The sequence below is a fragment of the Aliihoeflea sp. PC F10.4 genome, assembly GCF_054612275.1.
Window position 1 is genome coordinate 1,386,221 of record NZ_JBTSWH010000001.1, and the last position, 19,365, is coordinate 1,405,585.

Annotated in this window: 19 protein-coding genes and 1 riboswitch; of the genes, 9 read left to right on the plus strand and 10 right to left on the minus strand. The window is 60.6% G+C overall.

The window, feature by feature from the left end:
* The first annotated feature begins 14 nt into the window (after positions 1-14).
* Positions 15-863 (plus strand): tRNA 2-thiocytidine(32) synthetase TtcA, encoded by an 849-nt coding sequence (gene ttcA / locus ACX82Z_RS06855; protein ID WP_459587486.1) that lies wholly within the window; start codon positions 15-17, stop codon positions 861-863.
* Here ttcA and hisI read toward each other — a convergent pair.
* Both hisI and folE read right to left on the minus strand, forming a co-directional pair.
* The gene (gene hisI, locus ACX82Z_RS06860; protein ID WP_459587487.1) at positions 854-1,291 is read right to left on the minus strand and encodes a phosphoribosyl-AMP cyclohydrolase; all 438 of its coding nucleotides are present in this window, start codon (positions 1,289-1,291) and stop codon (positions 854-856) included. The genes ttcA and hisI overlap by 10 nt on opposite strands.
* Positions 1,292-1,307: 16 nt before the next feature.
* Positions 1,308-1,946 (minus strand): GTP cyclohydrolase I FolE, encoded by a 639-nt coding sequence (gene folE, locus ACX82Z_RS06865; RefSeq protein ID WP_459587489.1) that lies wholly within the window; start codon positions 1,944-1,946, stop codon positions 1,308-1,310.
* A gap of 222 nt (positions 1,947-2,168) precedes the next feature.
* Here folE and ACX82Z_RS06870 point away from each other — a divergent pair, with 222 nt between their 5' ends.
* The 4 genes from ACX82Z_RS06870 (at position 2,169) to ACX82Z_RS06885 (ending at position 5,921) form a co-directional block, all read left to right on the plus strand.
* Positions 2,169-2,615 (plus strand): iron-sulfur cluster assembly scaffold protein, encoded by a 447-nt coding sequence (locus ACX82Z_RS06870; RefSeq protein ID WP_459587491.1) that lies wholly within the window; start codon positions 2,169-2,171, stop codon positions 2,613-2,615.
* Between the two features lie 4 nt (positions 2,616-2,619).
* A complete protein-coding gene (gene yidD, locus ACX82Z_RS06875) occupies positions 2,620-2,961 on the plus strand; it encodes a membrane protein insertion efficiency factor YidD (protein ID WP_459587493.1) in 342 nt (113 codons plus the stop codon).
* A gap of 95 nt (positions 2,962-3,056) precedes the next feature.
* Positions 3,057-5,018: a threonine--tRNA ligase gene (thrS, locus tag ACX82Z_RS06880; protein ID WP_459587495.1), complete on the plus strand. Its 1,962-nt coding sequence runs from the start codon at positions 3,057-3,059 to the stop codon at positions 5,016-5,018.
* A 75-nt stretch (positions 5,019-5,093) separates the two neighbouring features.
* Entirely contained in the window at positions 5,094-5,921 is an 828-nt protein-coding gene (locus ACX82Z_RS06885) for a lysophospholipid acyltransferase family protein (RefSeq protein ID WP_459587496.1), read from the plus strand.
* Between the two features lie 10 nt (positions 5,922-5,931).
* Here the strand turns inward: ACX82Z_RS06885 and ACX82Z_RS06890 are convergent, their stop codons facing one another.
* Positions 5,932-6,918 carry a hypothetical protein gene (locus ACX82Z_RS06890; protein ID WP_459911655.1) on the minus strand — a complete coding sequence of 329 codons (987 nt, stop codon included), beginning with the start codon at positions 6,916-6,918 and terminating at the stop codon, positions 5,932-5,934.
* 279 nt (positions 6,919-7,197) lie between these two features.
* Here ACX82Z_RS06890 and ACX82Z_RS06895 point away from each other — a divergent pair, with 279 nt between their 5' ends.
* Both ACX82Z_RS06895 and ACX82Z_RS06900 read left to right on the plus strand, forming a co-directional pair.
* Complete coding sequence (locus ACX82Z_RS06895) at positions 7,198-7,782, plus strand: nitroreductase family protein (protein WP_459587497.1); 585 nt, start codon at positions 7,198-7,200, stop codon at positions 7,780-7,782.
* Positions 7,782-8,408 (plus strand): flavin reductase family protein, encoded by a 627-nt coding sequence (locus tag ACX82Z_RS06900; protein WP_459587498.1) that lies wholly within the window; start codon positions 7,782-7,784, stop codon positions 8,406-8,408. The genes ACX82Z_RS06895 and ACX82Z_RS06900 overlap by 1 nt, the downstream gene beginning before the upstream one ends.
* Here ACX82Z_RS06900 and ACX82Z_RS06905 read toward each other — a convergent pair whose 3' ends face one another.
* Both ACX82Z_RS06905 and ACX82Z_RS06910 read right to left on the minus strand, forming a co-directional pair.
* Positions 8,409-9,281 (minus strand): HpcH/HpaI aldolase/citrate lyase family protein, encoded by an 873-nt coding sequence (locus ACX82Z_RS06905; RefSeq protein WP_459587499.1) that lies wholly within the window; start codon positions 9,279-9,281, stop codon positions 8,409-8,411.
* Positions 9,281-9,733 (minus strand): MaoC family dehydratase, encoded by a 453-nt coding sequence (locus tag ACX82Z_RS06910; RefSeq protein WP_459587500.1) that lies wholly within the window; start codon positions 9,731-9,733, stop codon positions 9,281-9,283. The genes ACX82Z_RS06905 and ACX82Z_RS06910 overlap by 1 nt, the downstream gene beginning before the upstream one ends.
* A 105-nt stretch (positions 9,734-9,838) precedes the next feature.
* Between ACX82Z_RS06910 and ACX82Z_RS06915 the strand changes: the two genes are divergently transcribed.
* Positions 9,839-10,951, plus strand: a complete 1,113-nt coding sequence (locus ACX82Z_RS06915; RefSeq protein ID WP_459587502.1) for a DUF2336 domain-containing protein — start codon at positions 9,839-9,841, stop codon at positions 10,949-10,951.
* Here the strand turns inward: ACX82Z_RS06915 and parE are convergent.
* Positions 10,948-13,002 (minus strand): DNA topoisomerase IV subunit B, encoded by a 2,055-nt coding sequence (parE, locus tag ACX82Z_RS06920; protein WP_459911657.1) that lies wholly within the window; start codon positions 13,000-13,002, stop codon positions 10,948-10,950. The genes ACX82Z_RS06915 and parE overlap by 4 nt on opposite strands.
* A 238-nt stretch (positions 13,003-13,240) precedes the next feature.
* Between parE and ACX82Z_RS06925 the strand changes: the two genes are divergently transcribed.
* Positions 13,241-14,410: a GGDEF domain-containing protein gene (locus tag ACX82Z_RS06925; protein ID WP_459587504.1), complete on the plus strand. Its 1,170-nt coding sequence runs from the start codon at positions 13,241-13,243 to the stop codon at positions 14,408-14,410.
* Here the strand turns inward: ACX82Z_RS06925 and gcvP are convergent.
* The 4 genes from gcvP to ACX82Z_RS06945 form a co-directional block, all read right to left on the minus strand.
* On the minus strand, positions 14,407-17,187 hold the full coding sequence (gcvP, locus tag ACX82Z_RS06930) for an aminomethyl-transferring glycine dehydrogenase (RefSeq protein WP_459587506.1): 2,781 nt from the start codon (positions 17,185-17,187) through the stop codon (positions 14,407-14,409). The two genes, ACX82Z_RS06925 and gcvP, sit on opposite strands and share 4 nt — an antisense overlap.
* A 14-nt stretch (positions 17,188-17,201) precedes the next feature.
* Positions 17,202-17,570 (minus strand): glycine cleavage system protein GcvH, encoded by a 369-nt coding sequence (gene gcvH, locus ACX82Z_RS06935; protein WP_459587508.1) that lies wholly within the window; start codon positions 17,568-17,570, stop codon positions 17,202-17,204.
* A gap of 5 nt (positions 17,571-17,575) precedes the next feature.
* On the minus strand, positions 17,576-18,673 hold the full coding sequence (gcvT, locus tag ACX82Z_RS06940; RefSeq protein WP_459587510.1) for a glycine cleavage system aminomethyltransferase GcvT: 1,098 nt from the start codon (positions 18,671-18,673) through the stop codon (positions 17,576-17,578).
* Positions 18,674-18,823: 150 nt separating this feature from the next.
* Positions 18,824-18,909: riboswitch (glycine riboswitch) on the minus strand.
* A 27-nt stretch (positions 18,910-18,936) separates the two neighbouring features.
* Entirely contained in the window at positions 18,937-19,344 is a 408-nt protein-coding gene (locus ACX82Z_RS06945) for a helix-turn-helix domain-containing protein (RefSeq protein ID WP_459587512.1), read from the minus strand.
* Between the last annotated feature and the right edge of the window lie 21 nt (positions 19,345-19,365).

Sequence of the window (19,365 nt, forward strand, 5' to 3'; positions counted from 1 at the left end):
GGGATAAGTCCGTCATGACGATCCAGCCGAACGATGACGATTTTGCCGCCCCTGCCGCGCCGCCATTGATGGCGGGTGCGCCGCGCTCGGTCGAATTCAACAAGCTACGCAAACGGCTGTTGCGGCAGACGCGCGAAGCGCTGGACGATTTCGCGATGGTGAAGCCCGGCGAAAAATGGCTCGTTGCGCTGTCCGGCGGCAAAGATTCATATGGTCTGCTGGCGGTCCTGCTCGATCTTCAATGGCGCGGGCTGTTACCGGTCGAGCTTCTGGCCTGCAACCTCGACCAGGGCCAACCCAATTTCCCAAAGCATGTCCTGCCGGATTTTCTGAACGCACACGGGATCGCGCACCGGATCGAATATCGCGATACCTATTCCATCGTGACGGAAAAGGTGCCCGCGAACGCAACTTACTGCGCGCTCTGCTCGCGCCTGCGGCGGGGCAATCTCTACCGCGTTGCGCGGGAGGAGGGCTGCTCTGCCGTCGTGCTCGGCCATCACCGGGAAGACATTCTGGAGACGTTTTTTCTCAATCTCTTCCATGGCGCGAAGCTGGCGACAATGCCGCCCAAGCTCCTGAACGACGAGGGCGACCTCATGGTGCTGCGTCCGCTCAGCTATTGCGCTGAGGCGGATTTGGCCAAGTTCGCGGATGCAATGCGTTTTCCGATCATTCCATGCGATCTGTGCGGCAGCCAGGATGGATTGCAGCGCAATGCGATGAAGGAAATGATCAACGAGATGGAAAAGCGCATGCCCGGCCGCAAGGAAGCGATGATCCGCGCGCTCGCCAATGTGCGCCCGTCCCACCTTCTCGACACGAAACTGTTCGACTTTGCCGGCCTGGACGATCAGCGATAGATTTTCGCGGGATCGAATTTCGGTTCCGAATCGATGATGAGTTGTGCTTTATCGCCATCCTTCTCAATGCGACGATAAAAGCAGGAGTGGCGGCCGGTATGGCAGGTCGCGTCATGCCTGGCGACATCGACCTTGAGAACGACGGCGTCCTGATCGCAGTCGGTTCTCATCTCGACGATCCGTTGCAGGTTTCCCGATCTCTCGCCTTTTTTCCAGAGCGTGTTGCGCGAGCGCGACCAGTAATGGGCAACGCCCGTTTCGATCGACAAGGCCAGTGCTTCGGCATTCATATGCGCGACCATCAGGACAGAACCGTCGCCGACATCCGTCGCCACTGCGGTTAGAAGGCCGGAGGCGTCGAAGCGGGGAGCGAAAACGGTACCTTCTTCAAGCTCTGACTTCGAAGCGGGCTGTGCCGGAAATTCCATGAGAGATCGCCGAATCTCAGGCGCGCATGTCGCGCAACTGCATCATGAAGCGCGCCTGCTCTTCAGGATGGTTGCGGAATGCGCCGGTGAACGTCGAGGTCAGCGTAGATGAACCCTGCTTGCGGATGCCACGCATGGCCATGCACATGTGCTCGGCCTCGATGACCACCGCGACACCGCGCGGATTGAGCGAATCCTGAATCGCACCTGCGACCTGTGCCGTCATCGCTTCCTGCGTTTGGAGGCGCCGGGCGAAGATGTCGACCACGCGCGCAATTTTCGACAGGCCGACGACGCGGCCGTCCGGCAAATAGCCCACATGCGCCTTGCCGATGATCGGCACCATGTGATGCTCGCAATGCGAATAGAACGGGATGTCGCGGATCAGGACGAGGTCGTCATAGCCTGCGACCTCTTCGAAGACGCGGCCGAGTTCTTCCGCCGGGTCCTCGTCATAGCCCCCGAACATCTCGCGGTAAGCCTTGGCGACACGCTTTGGCGTTTCGAGAAGACCTTCACGCGCGGGATTGTCGCCCGTCCAGCGCAACAGAACGCTGACGGCGTTTTCCACTTCCGCCTGTGTGGGGCGCGGCAGCGCGTCGGATTTCGGTTCGCTCTCGGCGCGATTGGGGAATGATTTCACGATGGCGTCCATGGAAAAGGCGTCTCCCGTAGTTCCTCTCTGATACGGAGGAACGAGTTGAACGGACCACAGCCTTTTTCGGAACGGGCCGATACGGCGTGTATGCTGTCGGGTGGGTTGGCTGCATGCCTTGCCGAGCCGACATCACGATCATTATATAGACATTGAGCCAATGATGGAAAGACGCCCGCGCGTCATCTGGTTTGCCGATAGCGCAAAATGGGACGATTTTTCATGATCAACGATGTCTACAATGCAAAAATTCTCGGGTTCGCGGGGAATATAGAGCGGCTGGGGCGGCTCGACGCGCCCGATGCGTCCGCAACCGCACATTCCAAGCTCTGCGGATCGACGGTAACTATCGACCTCAAGATGGATGGCGAAATCGTTTCCGATTTTTCCCACGAGGTGAAGGCCTGCGCGCTTGGGCAGGCTTCATCTTCGATCATGGCGCGCAATGTCGTCGGCGCGTCGGCCGAGGAACTGCGTGCCGTGCGTGAGACGATGCGAAAGATGCTGAAGGAGAATGGCGCGCCGCCTGATGGGAGGTTTGCCGATCTGCACTATCTCGAACCCGTGCGTGACTATAAGGCGCGTCATGCGTCGACCATGCTGACATTCGACGCGGTCGTCGATGCGATTGACCAGATCGAGAAGAAGCGGGCAGGCGAGGCGGCGTGAGCCGGTGAACGAACCGCTTGGCAAGTCAAACCGGTCTCGAAACTGGTCGGGCGATTGGCCGCGTACACCCGGGCGCGTGTTCGGCACAGCTTTCGTACGTTTTTACCAGCTTACCTTGTCCGGCTTTATCGGCAATTCGTGCCGGCACTATCCGACCTGTTCCGAGTTCGCATACGAATCCATTGCACGCCACGGTTTGTGGCATGGTGGCTGGATGGGGCTTTTTCGCGTAGCGCGCTGCGGGCCGGGCGGAACGCACGGCATAGACCTTGTGCCGGAAGTGCTCGACGCCGACCAATACTGGTTCGCACCGTGGCGGCTGTGGCGCGTCAGCCGCAAAGCCTGATCCTTCCAAGCCTTGCCGCTGCCGGATCGATCCGCTAAAGGCGCGTCTTCGACAACCACCTGCGCTCGTTTGCAGGACTGGATAGGAGCATTCCCATGCCTGACGTTTCCCTGAAATTTCCCGATGGTTCCGTGCGCGCCCATGATGCGGCCGCGACAGGTGCCGATCTTGCCATCTCCATCTCAAAGTCGCTCGCCAAGAAAGCCGTCGCCTATGTGATGGATGGCACCGTGCGTGATCTTTCCGACCCGCTCGGCGGCGACGGCGCTGTCGAAATCATCACGCGCGACGATCCGCGTGCGCTCGAACTCATCCGGCATGACACGGCGCACGTTCTGGCTGAAGCCGTGCAGGAATTGTGGCCGGGAACGCAGGTGACGATCGGGCCGGTCATCGAAAACGGTTTCTACTACGACTTCGCCCGAGACACGCCCTTCACGCTCGACGATCTTCCGGTCATCGAGAAAAAGATGCGCGAGATCATCGGGCGCAACAAGCCGTTCACCAAGCAGGTGTGGACCCGTGACAAGGCGCGGCAGGTTTTTGCGGACAAGGGTGAGAGCTACAAGGTCGAACTGATCGATGCGATCCCCGAGGATCAGGACCTGAAAATCTATGCGCAGGGCGATTGGTTCGATCTTTGCCGTGGGCCGCACATGGCCTCGACGGGGCAAGTCGGCAACGCGTTCAAACTGATGAAGGTCGCCGGTGCCTATTGGCGCGGCGATTCCAACAATCCGATGCTGACGCGCATCTACGGCACCGCATGGGCGGATCAAGCCGAACTCGACGCCTATCTCCACATGCTGGAAGAGGCGGAAAAGCGCGACCATCGCCGGCTCGGTCGTGAGATGAACCTTTTCCACTTTCAGGAGGAGGGGCCGGGCGTCGTCTTCTGGCATGCCAAGGGCTGGCGCATGTTCCAGAAGCTGACCGCCTATATGCGGCGTCGGCTCGAAGGCGATTATGACGAGGTGAACGCGCCACAGGTGCTCGATTCGTCTCTGTGGCAGACCTCGGGTCACTGGGGCTGGTACAAGGAGAATATGTTCGCCGTTCAGTCGGCTGATCCCAAGGCTGAGGACCAACGCGTGTTCGCGCTGAAGCCGATGAACTGCCCGGGTCACGTGCAGATCTTCAAGCATGGCTTGAAGTCCTATCGCGAACTGCCTATTCGCCTTGCCGAATTTGGAACGGTGCATCGCTACGAGCCTTCAGGCGCGTTGCATGGGCTGATGCGTGTGCGCGGCTTCACGCAGGACGATGCGCACATCTTCTGCACCGACGAGCAGATGGCGGCCGAGTGCCTGAAGATCAACGACCTGATCTTGTCTGTCTACGAGGATTTCGGCTTCCACGAAGTCGTCGTGAAGCTCTCGACACGGCCGGAAAAACGCGTCGGTTCCGATGCGCTCTGGGATCGCGCCGAAGCCGTGATGATGGATGTTCTCACGCAAATCGAGGCGCAGTCTGGCGGTCGGATAAAGACCGGCATTCTCGAAGGCGAGGGCGCGTTCTATGGGCCGAAATTCGAATATACGCTGAAGGACGCAATTGGCCGCGAATGGCAGTGCGGAACGACACAGGTCGATTTCAACCTGCCAGAACGCTTCGGCGCATTCTACATCGACTCCGATTCGGAGAAAAAGCAGCCGGTCATGATCCATCGGGCCATCTGCGGGTCGATGGAGCGCTTTCTCGGCATTTTGATCGAGAATTACGCCGGTCACTTCCCGCTCTGGTTCGCGCCGGTGCAGGTCGTCGTGGCGACGATCACATCCGATGCAGACGATTACGCGAAATCCGTCGTAGCGAAACTTCGCGCGGCCGGTCTTCATGCGGAAACCGATCTGCGCAACGAGAAGATCAACTACAAGGTCCGCGAACACAGCCTCGCGAAGGTTCCCGTGATTCTCGTATGCGGCAAGCGCGAAGCCGAAGAGGAAACGGTCAACATGCGCCGGCTCGGCTCGCGCGACCAGCAGTCGCTGTCGCTTGTGGATGCGCTCGAAACGCTTTCAAGCGAGGCGATCCCGCCGGATTTGCGCCAGCAATAATGTTTTGACGGAAGCGGGGCGGCGATGGTCGCCCCGCTTCATATGACTGTCACGCAACTGATTCATGTTGCGCGCATGAAAAACGTCGCGGGTCATTCCCTTTTTCCCGAACTGACCTATGCGAATGACGGTCACAACCGTATGCAGCGGCTCGTCATCGAAGGGATCGAAACGCTTGCCGGACGTAATCGGCTGGCGAACCTTTATGATTGCTGGCGCAGCGAGGTCGTTCCGCAGGGAAATGCGGTGTTCCAGAACATGCTGCGCATGGTCGGGATCGAGTTGCGACTGGCGGGAGCTTTACCTGCCTCCCTGCCGGATACGCCACTCGTCATGGTGGCCAACCATCCATTCGGTATCGCGGATGGTATTGCGATCCTCTCGTTGGCCGAACGTCTTGGCCGGCCATTTCGCGTCATGATCCATGCCGATCTCCTGAAGGTCGAGGAAATGCGGCCCTATGCCCTGCCTGTTGATTTTTCCGAATCCCGCGAGGCGATAGCAAACAATCTCGCCGTTCGCCACGAGGCCCTTTCGCTGCTTCGCCAGGGTGTGACCGTCGTCATCTTTCCGGCTGGCGGCGTATCGACTGCCGCACGCGGGTTCGGAAAGGCAGAGGATTTGCCCTGGAAAACCTTTGCAGCACGTCTGGTGAAGGATGCGCGGGCTTCGGTCATCCCGCTCCATTTCGCGGGGCAAAACAGTTTCCTGTTCCATCTTGCCACCCGGATTTCGATGACCCTGCGCCTGTCGTTGCTGGTGCCCGAATTCGTACGGCGTATGGGTAAGCCGATCGATGTGGCGATCGGGCCGGTTCTACATGCCGACGAACTGGCAAGGCTAGGCGACCGCAAGGCCATCCTTCACGCCATGCAAAATGCCGTATTTTCCCTGGGAAAATAACGAAAACGGATCAATCGCCTGAACCAGATGCCTCACGCGCGCCATTCTCGTCGGCAATGACCTCGACTTCACTGTCGCGACCCGCAACCACATTGAACTCGCGCTCGTAAAAGCGCTCGCGGTTGCGCGCTGCCGCGACGTATTTGCCTTCCGACAGCACCATCGTGGCAAACGCGCCCACGCTTTCGCGCACGATGTCGCCCGAATCGGTCAAGACGGCCCATGACGTGTCGGCGATGGCCTCGCCGCCTGCCTCACGAACGAGCTTCATCGTCACTTCGGCCGCCTTGTGCTCGACCGTCGCTTCAGTGAGCTGTCCGGCTTCGACGCGAATGTCGGATCGGATTACCGCGTTGACGTTTCCGTAGGTCGAGACGACGTGATATGTGCCGCTGTTCAGACGGACCACCGTTTGCGGGCTGACATTGGGAATGATGAGGGCGCGATCACCGGATGCGTCGCCTCCGCCTTCAAAGATCGAAAAGCGCAGCTTTTCCGACGGGATATTGGCCCCGCCCGCTATGACGGCATCAAGTTTCAGGCCGCCGGCGTCAAGAACGAATTGTTCGTCGCGCTGATTGGGGCCGACCGTCAGACGCTTGGTCGCGCCGGCTCGCCCGAAGGCGGCGTGGACGAGATAGCTGCCGGGGCCAAGCTGGAAATTGCTGGTGCCACCTTGCGCCGTGGCGACAAGTTGCAAACGACCGTCGGGCCCGGGTTCCGGGTTGAAGACGCGCCAGACCATACCGCGTTCGATCGCGTCGCCTTCCGGCGTCAAACGCGCGGACAATGTCAGCGATCCCGCGCCCGGAACGGCAAGAGGCGCGCCGATGATCGGGGCCGCGTAACCGGTAATGCCGGGCAGTTCGATCTGCGGAAGCGGAACGGGAAGAGGCAATGACGACAACCCGTCGATCTGCGCGCCGGGCTCGGACTGGATCGGGGGCAGCGAAAGCGGAGGAGGCGTTGCGCCACCGGGAAGTTCCAGTCGAGGCATGCCGCCGCCGACCGACCGACCTGGCTCGAGATTGGAACCTGGACCCGGCCCGCCGCCGAACATGCCACCCTCACCGTTCTGTGCGAAAACGGGCGAGGCCGCGACCAACGCGGCAATGACGACAGCGCTTAAAACTCGCATGGTGAACGGTCGGGACATGCAATCATACCTTGCCTTGAACCTGAAACCGGTGGCAATTTCAAGACTCTCCGAAAGCCGAGCACGCGTCCGTGACCGTGGATTTTTGGCTGCTTCATCTCAAACGTTAGGAGTTCAGGTTTGACGTCACCGACGATCGAGTTCCTTCTCAACAGAAAATCCGCGCCGATAGCCGAATTGAGCGGACCCGGACCCTCCGAAGAAGAAATCGGCACGCTGCTTACCATTGCCGCACGCGTGCCGGATCATGGACGCCTCGCGCCATGGCGCTTCATTCTTTATCGTGGTGACGCGCGCGTAGATGTGGGCAAGCGGCTAGCCAGCCTTGCCGAGAAACGTGAAGGGCCGCTGACGGATGCGCGCCGCGAACAGGAACTGACACGTTTTTCGCGTGCGCCGCTCGTCGTCGGCATCGTCCATGTGCCACGCGACAATCCGAAAATTCCGCAATGGGAGATGTTTTTGTCGGGCGGCGCGGCGGCCATGAACCTGCTGATTGCGGCGAACGCGATGGACTACGGTGCGAACTGGATCACCAACTGGTATTCCGACGTGGACGAGGGCAGGGCGATACTCGGCCTGGAGCCTGATGAACGGGTCATCGGATTCGTTCATATCGGGAATTTCGATGGAGATGCGTTCGAACGTCCGCGTCCCGATCTCGCCGCCATCGTTTCCGATTATTCCGGCCCCAAGGAGATATGATGTTCTACGAACCCTCAAAGGGCCATGGACTGCCGCACGACCCGTTCAAGGCGATCGTCGCGCCGCGGCCCATCGGCTGGATCTCCTCGATCAGCCCTTCGGGCAAGGTCAATCTGGCGCCGTACTCGTTCTTCAACGCACTTTCGACGCATCCGCATCTCGTGATGTTCTCGTCGGAGGGCGAGAAGGACAGCGTTGTGTTCGCACGCGAGAGCGGGGAGTTCGTCGCCAATCTCGTCGGCCATGCGCTCATCGAGCAGATGAACGCATCCTCGGTCGATGCGCCGCGCGGCGTTTCAGAGTTCGATTATGCCGGCCTCACGCCCGTCGCCTCGACCATGGTCAAGCCGCCACGGGTGGGAGAAGCGCTCGCCGCACTCGAATGCAAGGTCACGGAAATCCTCGAACCCAAGGGCCTCGATGGCAAGACCGGTGAGCGTTTCGTGGTCTTCGGCGAGGTAGTCGGCGTTCACATTGACGAAGCCGCGATGACGGACGGCATGTTCGATATCGTCAAGGCCGGCACGGTCTCGCGGCTCGGCTATATGGACTACGCAGCCGTGACCGAAACCTTCCAGATGCGTCGCCCACGCTGGGACGGTGCAAAATCTACTAAAGCCAGCTGATCAGCCAAGGCCGGCCGCGCGTGCGCGTTCGAGCAACCGCTCGGCGCGCTTGAGATGCGGCCGGTCGTACATTTCACCATCAATGCCGACGACGCCCGGATTGCCGGCCGCCGCAAACGCGTCGACGACCGCTCGCGCATGGGCAATCGCCGCATCCGAAGGGGTGAAGACGTCATTGATGACGGGGACCTGTGCGGGGTGAATCGCCATGCGGCCCGTAAAGCCGTCCCGAATAGCGTTTTCGCAATCGCGCCGGAAGGCGTCTTCGTCGCGGAAATTCGGAAATACGGTGTCGATGGCGGCCACCTGTGCGGCGCTTCCCGCCAGAATGGTGACCGCCCGCGCCAGACGGAAAACGTCGGTATATTCGCCGTCCGGGCGACGCGTGGCCGATGCGCCGACTTCGGCCGACAGATCTTCCGCACCCCAGGTCACGCCGATGAGGCGCGACTGCGGTGTGTAGCTATGGCCGTTCAGGACGCTCGCGCCCGTTTCGGTGATGATCGGGAGAATGCCCGTCGCACGATCCGGCAGGCCGTGATTGGCCTCATGAACGCGCAGCTTGGCGGAAAGGTGCTCGACATCGTTGAGCCCGCTGCATTTGGGTAGCATGATCGCATTTGGCGCAGCCGACATGACGGCGGCAAGATCATCGTCGGTCAATCCGGTCGACAGATCATTGACCCGCACGAGGAGGATCGGTCCGTTTTCCTTCCGCTCCGCGAGAAACTTTGCCGTCAGTTCACGCGCGGCCGGCTTGTTGGCGCCCGACACCGAATCCTCGAGGTCGACGATCAGTGCGTCGGCACCCGATTGGAGGCCCTTTTCCAGTTTGCGTTCCGAATCGCCTGGGACAAACAGCAAAGAGCGCATCAGGCAGGCCTCGCGAGCATCATGGCTTGGCGGGTGCATTTGGCCACCAGCGCGTCGTTCTGGTTATAGGCGCGGTGCTCGAACTCGACGATGCCTCGATCGGGCTTCGATTTCGAAGGACGAACGCTCATGACTTCCGTTTCCACGCGGATGGTATCGCCGTGAAATACGGGATGCGGAAAACTCGTATCGGTCATTCCCAGATTCCCGATCGTAGTGCCGAGCGTCGTGTCATGGACCGAAATACCGATCATCAGGCCAAGGGTGAACAGTGAATTGACGAGCGGCTTGCCCCATTCGCTTTTGGCGGCGAAATCGAAATCGATATGAAGCGGCTGCGGATTGAGCGTCATCACCGAAAAAAGCATGTTGTCGCTTTCGGTGACCGATTTGGTGAGTGTATGCCGGATCACCTTGCCCGGGACGAACTCCTCCAGATAAAGCCCAGCCATGCGTACGCCTCCTCCGTTTCGCCTTTTGAAGGCTTAAAGAACATGGTGAACCGTTCGTAAACCAATTCCCGCTACCGTCCACCGGAGTTTGTTATGGGGGCGAAAGTGACGACGGCGACAGCGGAACCATTTTTGCGCTCTACGCGTGCAAGCGAACGCGCCACGGCCGCCGAATATCTGGCAAATCTCTGCATCGATATCGATACGCCACGCGACGAGCGTCACGCAGCCGAATGCGCGTTGACGCTTCTGAGCGACGACCCGTCGCCCAAGGTGCGCGCGACGATCGCCATGTCGCTGGCAGGCAGTCGTCGTGCGCCGCTTCATATCGTCCTCCATCTCGCCAAAGATCAGCCAGGCGTCGCCGGGCCCATTTTGCTGCGATCGCCATTGCTGAGCGAAGGGGATTTGATCGAGCTAGCCGCGACGTCGAACGCAAAAGGCCAGGCCATGATCGCGCGCCGCCCGAGCCTCGCGTCCGGCGTGGTGGGTGCGCTGAGCGAACTTGGCGCATTGGAGGCCGTCATCGAACTTGCCCGCAACGAGGATGCGGAAATTTTCCCGTCGAGCTTTCGCCGCATGGTGGATCGGTTTGGAACGGACGGGGAATTGCGCGAAATCCTGATTTGCGATCCGCGGCTGCCGGTCGATTGCCGGCATCGCCTTTTGGCGGGACTTGGTCAGGTTCTCGGACAGTCACCTTTTATACAGGCATTCATCGGGAGCGAACGCGCCGCGAAGATCACACGTGATGCCTGCGCGCGCTCGTCACTCGCGCTGATCGAACGGTCGCGTGCTTCCGAGTTTTCACTGTTGATCGAACGTTTGCGTCAGTCGGGTGAATTGACGACGGCGCTCGTCCTGCGCTGCGTGGCCAGTGGCAAAATGGAGTTCTTCATCCATCTTGCAGCGCATCTGGCCTCGATGCCGCAGGAGCGCGTGCGAACGCTGATTGTGTCTGGTCGCGATCTGGCCTTAGCCGCAATGTTCGAAAAAGCCGGTTTCGCATCGCCTATTTACCGGCCGCTGGTCGCCGCAATCCATCACTGGCGAGGCGAAAGTGCGGGTGGCTCACGCGAAGCGAGCCGGATCATGATCGATTGTTTCGCAGAAACCGCCGAACCGCAGTCGGCCGCGATTGTCAGCCTGTTGCGGCAGATTCAATCGGACGCGATTCGCGCCGTCGCGATCGAGACATCCAGGTCTATTGCAGCCTAAATATCCAGTTCGTTCGCGAATTCGGCGCGGTCCTGGATAAAGCGGAATCGAGCCTCTGGCTTCGTGCCCATGAGCGCGTCGACCGAAGCGCGGGTTTCATCATCGGCTTCCTGAACCTCGACGCGTAGGAGCGTACGCTTCTTCGGGTCCATCGTGGTTTCCTTGAGCTGTGAAGCCAGCATTTCGCCAAGACCCTTGAACCGGCCAAGTTCCACTTTTCCGCGCCCGGTAAACTCTGTGCGCAATAGCTCGTCCTTGTGCGCGTCGTCGCGCGCATACATGGTCTTGCCACCCTGACTGAGCTTGTAGAGCGGTGGAACCGCCATATAGAGATGCCCGCCACGGATCAATTCGGGCATTTCCTGATAGAAGAAGGTGATCAGGAGCGATGCGATGTGGGCGCCGTCCACGTCGGCGTCGGTCATGATGATCACGCGGTCGTAGCGCAAATCCTCTTCCCGGTATTTCGAACGCGTGCCGCAGCCGAGCGCCTGAATAAGATCTGCGATCTGCTGGTTGGCCGTCAATTTCTCGCGGCCAGCACTGGCGACGTTGAGAATCTTGCCGCGTAGCGGAAGGATCGCCTGCTTTGCCCTGTCGCGTGCCTGCTTGGCGGAGCCGCCGGCCGAATCACCCTCGACGATGAAGATTTCAGCACCGGCAGCGGCATTTTGCGTGCAATCCGCCAGCTTGCCCGGAAGACGCAATTTGCGCACGGCACTTTTGCGGCTGACTTCCTTTTCCTGCCGGCGGCGCACGCGTTCGTCCGCGCGCGCAATCACCCAGTCAAGCAGCTTCGAGGCTTCTTGCGGGTTGTCGGCCAGCCAATGATCGAACGGGTCGCGAACCGCGTTTTCCACGATGCGCTGCGCCTCGCCGGTTGCCAGACGATCCTTGGTCTGACCGACGAATTCCGGCTCGCGAATGAACACGGACAGCATGCCAGCCGCCGAAATCATCACGTCTTCGGCGGTGACGATCGAGGCGCGCTTATTGCCGGTCAGTTCCGCATAGGCTCGCAGGCCGCGCAACAGCGCGTTGCGCATACCCGTTTCATGCGTGCCGCCTTCGGGCGTCGGGATCGTGTTGCAGTAGGAGTTCAGGAAGCCGTCGCCGCCGTGCCAAGTTACCGCCCATTCGAGGGAGCCATGGCCGCCCGACTTCTCGCTCTTGCCGGCGAAGGGCGCGCGCGTGACCTGATAGTCGTTACCCAGCGAGGCAAGGAGGTAATCCTTCAGTCCGCCGGGGAAGTGGAACGTCGCCCGGTCCGGTGTCTGCTCCTTTTCGCCGATCAGCGACGGGTCGCACGACCAGCGGATCTCGACGCCGCCGAAAAGGTAGGCCTTTGAGCGCGCCATCTTGTAGAGACGGGCCGGCTCGAACTTCGCCTTGTCACCGAAAATCTGTGCGTCCGGATGAAAGCGTACTTTGGTGCCGCGACGATTCTGCACGTCGCCGACAACTTCCAGCCCGCCTTGTGGGATGCCTCGGGCAAAGCGCTGGCGATAGAGCTTTCGGCCGCGCGCGACCTCGACTTCGAGTTGGTCAGACAGCGCGTTGACGACCGAAACGCCGACACCGTGAAGACCGCCGGAGGTCTCGTAGACCTTGGAGTCGAATTTTCCGCCCGCATGAAGCGTCGTCATGATGACTTCGAGCGCGGACTTGTCCTTGAATTTCGGGTGCGGATCGACCGGGATGCCGCGCCCGTTGTCTGTGACCGAAAGAAAGCCGTCGGCTGTCAACTCCACCTCGATGAAGGTCGCATGGCCGGCAACCGCCTCGTCCATCGAATTGTCGATGACTTCGGCGAAGAGATGATGGAGCGCCTTTTCGTCGGTGCCGCCGATATACATGCCCGGCCGCCGGCGCACCGGCTCGAGGCCTTCCAGAACCTCGATGTCGGCCGCACTGTATCCGTCGCTGGCTTCGCGCGGGGCAGGGGCAGCAGCTCGCTTTGCCGCCGCAACGATGGGATCGACGGGGCGGGGCGCGGGCTTGGCCGGTGCGGCGGAAGCCAGGTCGCCAAAGAGATCGTTGTTGTCGTCCATTTCGGCAGGGTCGTCCATTCGCGAATCAGCGGACGGAATGTCCAAAGCGCTTCATCATAGAAGAGAACCGTCTAATGCAGGAAATCATGGTGAAATTGAAGAGCGTCGTTTGCGGTTCGTCCACAGCCGAAGCGGTGACACACAAAACACATGACTACTTTGTCAAATGGTCGTGCCAACTGTAATCTATTGCGAACGATTAGGGGCTAAATGTCCTTGACTGCGAAAGCAGGCATCAATGGCGGGGTTTTCGGCAATGGCCATCGATTACGTATCACTCCTGCTGGCCACAGCAATATCCGGTGCGTGCCTTTCCATCACCATGTTCGCCTTCTGGATGACGGCGCGGCGCGACGAGTTCAAGCTGACATGGTCGTTGGCCATTCTCATTCTCGTCATACATGTCATCGCCTATTCCTATTATGCCGCTGCGCCCGCGCTTCTTTTGGGAACGATCGTCATAGGCTTCCTGCCTCTCGGAACGGCCATTCTTTACGGTGCCGCGCAGCAATTTTTCGGCCAAACGGTTGATAAGAAAGAGCTCGCGATCATTTCCGTTCTGGCGGTCGGTATTCCGCTGTCGGCGCTGTTTGCCGGTTATGACGGCGTTGCGTTCATCCTCCAAAATACCGCTGCCGCGACATTGCTTGCCATGTCCGGCCGCATTTACTTCATAAGGCGCGCTGAAGCTCCGATACCGCTTCTGTTGATGACTGCGCTTTATGCCATGGCGTCCGCCTCCTTTGCACTTTGCGGTCTTGTCCTGCTCGCGAATGGCCAATGGGTCATCGGTGGCGTGCCAGACAACTGGGCTGAGCGCGTGAACATCATCGTCGCTATCGTCGGCATGACTGGTGCGGGTGCGCTGTCGGTCGCCCTTGATCAGACCCGCCTTGCCCAACATCACCGATCCGAATCCGTTACCGATCCTCTCACCGGTCTTCTCAATCGTCGTGGGATGATGCTGACAGTGCCCGACAAGGCGCTCGGCTCATATGCGGCCATCGCCATTTTCGATCTCGACCATTTCAAGCAGATCAATGACCGGCACGGTCATGCAAGCGGGGACGATGTGCTCGTTCGCTTCGCCAATCTTCTCGAAGACGGCAAGCGCAACCGGGACATCGCCGTCCGTATCGGCGGTGAAGAGTTCGCGCTCTTTATGCCGCGTACCGACAGCGATCACGCTGCCGCTGTCGTCAGGCACATCTGTGAATCGCTGTCCGAGGAAGAATTCAGCGGCGACGGCGCGTTCCGATGCACGGTCAGTGCCGGCATCGGTTTTGGCGATGACCATAATCCATCCGTCAGCGATGTCCTCGCACGTGCCGACAGCGCCCTTTATGCGGCCAAGAAGGCTGGCCGCAACAGGGTCGAAATAGAAGGCAATCTTCGGCTGGCGATCTAACTCGCCAGCGCTTCCAGCGGCGGGCAGGAACAAACAAGGTTGCGGTCGCCCGCCACATTGTCGATGCGCGAGACCGGCGGCCAGTATTTCGATGCCATATTCTCGTCGCCGGCCGGAAACGCAGCTTCCGAACGCGTATAGGGATGCGTCCACTCATTCGCCATCAGGTCGATAGCCGGATGCGGTGCATTGATGAGCGGGTTGTCGTCCTTCGGCCAGACGCCCGATGCGACTTTGTCGGCCTCCTTCGCGATCGCGATCATCGCGTCACAGAAACGGTCGAGTTCGGGTTTCGGCTCGGATTCCGTCGGCTCGACCATCAGCGTTCCGGCGACTGGCCACGACATTGTCGGTGCATGGAAGCCATAGTCGATCAGGCGCTTGGCGATATCCTCGACCGAAATGCCGGCACTATCCTTCAGAACGCGCGTGTCGAGGATGCACTCGTGTGCGACGCGTCCGTTACGTCCGCGATAGAGCACGGGATAGTGCGCCTCGAGGCGTTCGGCGATGTAGTTGGCCGACAGGATCGCAAGCTCGGTCGCCCGCTTCAGTCCGCTCGCGCCCATCATGCGGATATACATCCATGTGATCGGCAAGATCGAGGCCGAACCGAACGGCGCGGCCGAGACGGCATGCCGCGAGCCTTCCGCGACATGTCCCGGCAGGAACTTCGCAAGATGCGACTTGACGCCGATCGGGCCGATGCCGGGGCCGCCGCCGCCATGGGGAATGCAGAAGGTCTTGTGCAGATTCATGTGGCAGACGTCCGCCCCCAGATCGCCCGGGCGGGCGAGGCCGACCATCGCATTGAGGTTGGCACCGTCGAGATAGACCTGCCCGCCGTGATCGTGGACGATCTTGCAGATGTCGCGCACGCCTTCCTCGAAGACGCCATGGGTAGAAGGGTAGGTGATCATCAAAGCGGCAAGTCTGTCGGCATGCTGCGCTGCCTTCGCTTGCAGGTCATCCACATCGACATCGCCATGATCTGTGCATTTGACGACGACGATTTCCATTCCGGCCATGGAAGCGCTTGCCGGATTGGTGCCATGCGCGGATGACGGGATGAGACAGACGACGCGCTGGTCGTCGCCATTTGCGCGGTGGTAGCGCCGGATTGCCAGAAGCCCGGCATATTCGCCCTGGCTACCGGCGTTCGGCTGAAGCGAGACGGCGTCGAAGCCGGTGATTTCGGCAAGCCAGCTTTCGAGCTGGTCGAACATGGCGCGATAGCCTTCGGCGCTGCCCTCCGGTGCGAAAGGATGAAGGTTGGCAACGCCTGCCCAACTCACTGGCATCATCTCGGCTACGGCGTTGAGCTTCATCGTACAGGAGCCGAGCGGGATCATCGCGCGGTCGAGCGCCAGGTCCTTGTCGGCAAGACGGCGCAGGAAGCGCATCATCTCTGTTTCCGAGCGGTTCTCGTGGAAAACGGGCTGGCTGAGGAAATCGCCCTCACGCTGACCGGGAAGCTGCATCGCTGCTTCCTCGCCAAGCTTGAGGCCGAAAAGATCAGCGATTGCCAGAAGATCGGCCTCGGTCGAGGTTTCGTCGAAGGTGATGCCGATGCGGCCATCCTCGAAGTCGCGCAGCCATAGTCCGCGCTCCATCGTCTTTTCAAGAATGGCTTCGGCGTGTTTGGATTTCACCGTAACTGTATCGAAATAAAGGTCGCCGGCGACCTCGATGCCTTTGGACTTCATGCCCGCGTGAAGCCGGGCGGCAAGGCCGTGCATGCGCTGGGCGATGGCTTGAAGACCCTCCGGACCGTGCCAGATCGAATAGGCCGCAGCCATATTGGCGAGAAGCGCTTGCGCCGTGCAGATATTGGATGTCGCCTTGTCGCGGCGGATGTGCTGTTCGCGAGTCTGCAGGGCAAGGCGATAGCCGACGCGCCCGCCTGTATCGACCGACTGGCCGACAATCCGGCCCGGCATCAGCCGGGTGAACTTGTCAGCGACTGCGCAATAGGCCGCGTGCGGGCCGCCATTGCCCATCGGAACCCCAAAGCGCTGCATGGAGCCGACTGCGATATCCGCGCCGAGCGAGGCAGGGGATTGCGTAACGCTCAGTGCCAGAGGATCGGCGACGAAGATGACGACGATGTCCATGCCCCGCGCGCGTTTGATTCTGTCGGCGTGGTCGCCGAAAATGCCTGCCGTGTCAGGCCATGGAATGACGAGCGCTGCCGTTTCGCCATCCACGTCACCAGACCCGATTTCAATACCCAACGGGTCCGCGCGCGTCTCGATCACATCCATCACCTGCGGGTGAAGCGCGCCGGCAATCGATATCTTGGGACGCTTCATGCGGTGATGGCGCCAAGCGATGCCGATGGCCTCGGCCACGGCCGTCGCTTCGTCCAACAAAGAGGATGAAGCGACGGGAAGGCCGGTCAGCTCGGTCACGAGCGTCTGGAAATGGAAGAGCATCTCCAGACGGCCTTGGCTGATTTCAGCCTGATAGGGCGTATAAGCCGTGTACCAGGCCGGGTTCTCGAAGAGATTGCGCTGGATGACGGGCGGAACATAGGTTCCATGATAGCCGGTGCCGATGAAGCTTTTGGCGACGACGTTGCGCTCCATCATCGATGCCAGTTCGGCCAAGGCCTGCTGCTCGCCGGCGGGGGCGGGAAGGTCGAGCGGGCCATCGAGCCGGATGGATTTCGGAACGGCCTGGCTGACAAGCGTGTCGAGCGAGGTCAGGCCCAAAGTCTTCAGCATTTCGCGCTGTTCGCCGGGGCCGGGGCCGATATGGCGGTTTGCAAAGCTCATCGGCGTATCTCCTGTCAGGCCGTCGTGGCGTCGTAGGCGGCGCGGTCCATCAGCCCTTCAAGCTCGCTCATGTCCGCAAGCTTCATTTTCCAGAGCCAGCCGTCCTTTTCCGCCGCCGAGTTGACGAGTGCGGGATCGGACGAAAGTGCGTCGTTCACCGCAGTGATTTCACCGGCTATGGGCGCATAGACGTCCGATGCGGCCTTCACTGATTCGACGACCACGACCGTGTCGCCCTTTGCGATTTCGCGGCCGGTCTCCGGCAGTTCGACGAAGACGAGATCGCCAAGCTGCTCCTGGGCATAATTCGTGATGCCGACCGTCGCGACATCGCCCTCGACGCTGATCCATTCATGATCGGAAGTAAAATAGGTCGTTGCCATGAGCGTCATCCTTTGCGCTGGCGATGTGGCTGAAAGGGAAGGGAGTGGATCGAAATGGGTAGTCGATTGCCGCGCACTTCGGCGAAGATCGGGTTGTCCTGCGCCTCGACGGCAATGTAGCCCATGGCGACAGGCGCGCCGAAAGAAGGACCGAATCCGCCCGAATTGACCGTGCCGACTTCCTTGCCGTCGGCATCGACAAGCGGGGCACCGGCGCGGATCGGCTGGCGGCCTTCAGGTTTCAGCCCGACGCGCTTGCGTGCCGCGCCCTCGGCAATCACCTTTTCGAGCGCTGCTGCTCCGATGTAGCCGCCACCTGAGCGTAAAGGCTTCGGGATTGCCCACATAAGCCCGGCCTCGACCGGGTTCGTATCGGGTGAAATGTCCTGACCGTGCAGGCACAGCCCCGCCTCGAGCCGCAAGCTGTCGCGCGCGGCAAGGCCGACCCATTCGACGCTGTCGTCGGCCAAAAGCTTTTCGGCGAAGGCCTGAGCCTGTTCGACGGGAAGGGCGATCTCGAATCCGTCCTCGCCGGTATATCCGCTACGGCTGATGAACCGGCCGTCGCTCGTTTCCTTGCCTTGCATGAAGACGAGATCACCGCCGTCGATGCCGGTACGTGTTGCCACATCGGCTGCTGCCGGTCCTTGAACGGCGAGAAACACGCGGTCGAGCGCTTCGACGGCACAGTCGAACGCGCTTGCAACCTCGCGCAAATGCGCTTCATCCGCTTTGGCGTTTCCGGCGTTGGCGACGACGATGAACCGCTCATCGCCCGTGCGTGTCACGATCAGATCGTCCAGAATTCCGGCATTTTCGTTCAGGAAGAACGTGTATTTCGCTTGCCCGACGGGCAGCGCGCCTGCGTCGAGAGGGCATGTGCGCGACAGCGCGTCGGCTGCCTGCGGGCCGGAGACCGCGAAGAGCTTCATATGGGAAATGTCGAACAATCCTGCAGCCTCACGGCAATGCAGGTGTTCTTTCATGACGCCCGCTGGATATGTCAGCGGCATCGACCAGCCGGCAAAGCCGCCGAATTTCGCGCCAGCCGCCTCATGCAGCGGTTTCAATGGAAGTTGTCTAAGCTCACCCGTATCAGCCATCCGGCCTCCAGAAGTCGCACGCGTTCCGCCGCTAAGGCGGCCTGTTCGTGCCCCTCTGTCGGAAGCCTGAGAGACTTGCGCGGCCGGAACTCTGTCGGCAACGCTTACACCTTCGGCGCGAGGACGAACCTCGACTTTCCAGAGCGTCTTGACCGGCCAACGGTTCTTTTGCCTGAGAGATTTCGGGCGATTTCCCCTTCGGCGGCAGCGATGCTGCTCTCTCCCGCAAACCGGCGGAGCCTTGGGCTCCTGACGCCGCGAACCTAGCCGATCGGTTCTGCCTTGTCACCCTCGCGGGCGAATATCCTCAACTCTTCCTCGATTTGCGTGATGACGGCAGCGCTTTGCGCATGAAGGCGTTTCAACTCGGAAAGTTGTGCCGAGATCGCGCGGACGGTTTCGTCGCGCAAATCCTCATCGACCGGCGCCGTGCCGACGCCATAGAGCAACCATGACAGGCTGACGTTGAGAACACCCGCCAGCATGGATAGCCGGTTCGCGCGCGGCTGCGAACGGTCGCTTTCCCACGCTTGCAACGTCGAGGTTTGCACACCGAGGCGGCGCGCAAGTTGCGCGGTCGTCATGCCGACCGCATCGCGTGCCCGCGACAGCCGCCCGCCAAGCGTATCGAGGTCCGGATTTTCGGAATAGATCGTCGTGGTGTCAGGCACCTGCCACCCCTTTTCAGTGTC

Coding starts and splice junctions, on each gene's coding strand:
- ttcA (WP_459587486.1), top strand. CDS start 15: ATGACGATCCAGCCGAACGATGACGATTTTGCCGCCCCTGCCGCGCCG.
- hisI (WP_459587487.1), bottom strand. CDS start 1,291: ATGGAATTTCCGGCACAGCCCGCTTCGAAGTCAGAGCTTGAAGAAGGT.
- folE (WP_459587489.1), bottom strand. CDS start 1,946: ATGGACGCCATCGTGAAATCATTCCCCAATCGCGCCGAGAGCGAACCG.
- ACX82Z_RS06870 (WP_459587491.1), top strand. CDS start 2,169: ATGATCAACGATGTCTACAATGCAAAAATTCTCGGGTTCGCGGGGAAT.
- thrS (WP_459587495.1), top strand. CDS start 3,057: ATGCCTGACGTTTCCCTGAAATTTCCCGATGGTTCCGTGCGCGCCCAT.
- ACX82Z_RS06885 (WP_459587496.1), top strand. CDS start 5,094: ATGAAAAACGTCGCGGGTCATTCCCTTTTTCCCGAACTGACCTATGCG.
- ACX82Z_RS06890 (WP_459911655.1), bottom strand. CDS start 6,918: ATGCCTCGACTGGAACTTCCCGGTGGCGCAACGCCTCCTCCGCTTTCG.
- ACX82Z_RS06900 (WP_459587498.1), top strand. CDS start 7,782: ATGTTCTACGAACCCTCAAAGGGCCATGGACTGCCGCACGACCCGTTC.
- ACX82Z_RS06905 (WP_459587499.1), bottom strand. CDS start 9,281: ATGCGCTCTTTGCTGTTTGTCCCAGGCGATTCGGAACGCAAACTGGAA.
- ACX82Z_RS06910 (WP_459587500.1), bottom strand. CDS start 9,733: ATGGCTGGGCTTTATCTGGAGGAGTTCGTCCCGGGCAAGGTGATCCGG.
- parE (WP_459911657.1), bottom strand. CDS start 13,002: ATGGACGACAACAACGATCTCTTTGGCGACCTGGCTTCCGCCGCACCG.
- ACX82Z_RS06925 (WP_459587504.1), top strand. CDS start 13,241: ATGGCGGGGTTTTCGGCAATGGCCATCGATTACGTATCACTCCTGCTG.
- gcvP (WP_459587506.1), bottom strand. CDS start 17,187: ATGAGCTTTGCAAACCGCCATATCGGCCCCGGCCCCGGCGAACAGCGC.
- gcvH (WP_459587508.1), bottom strand. CDS start 17,570: ATGGCAACGACCTATTTTACTTCCGATCATGAATGGATCAGCGTCGAG.
- gcvT (WP_459587510.1), bottom strand. CDS start 18,673: ATGGCTGATACGGGTGAGCTTAGACAACTTCCATTGAAACCGCTGCAT.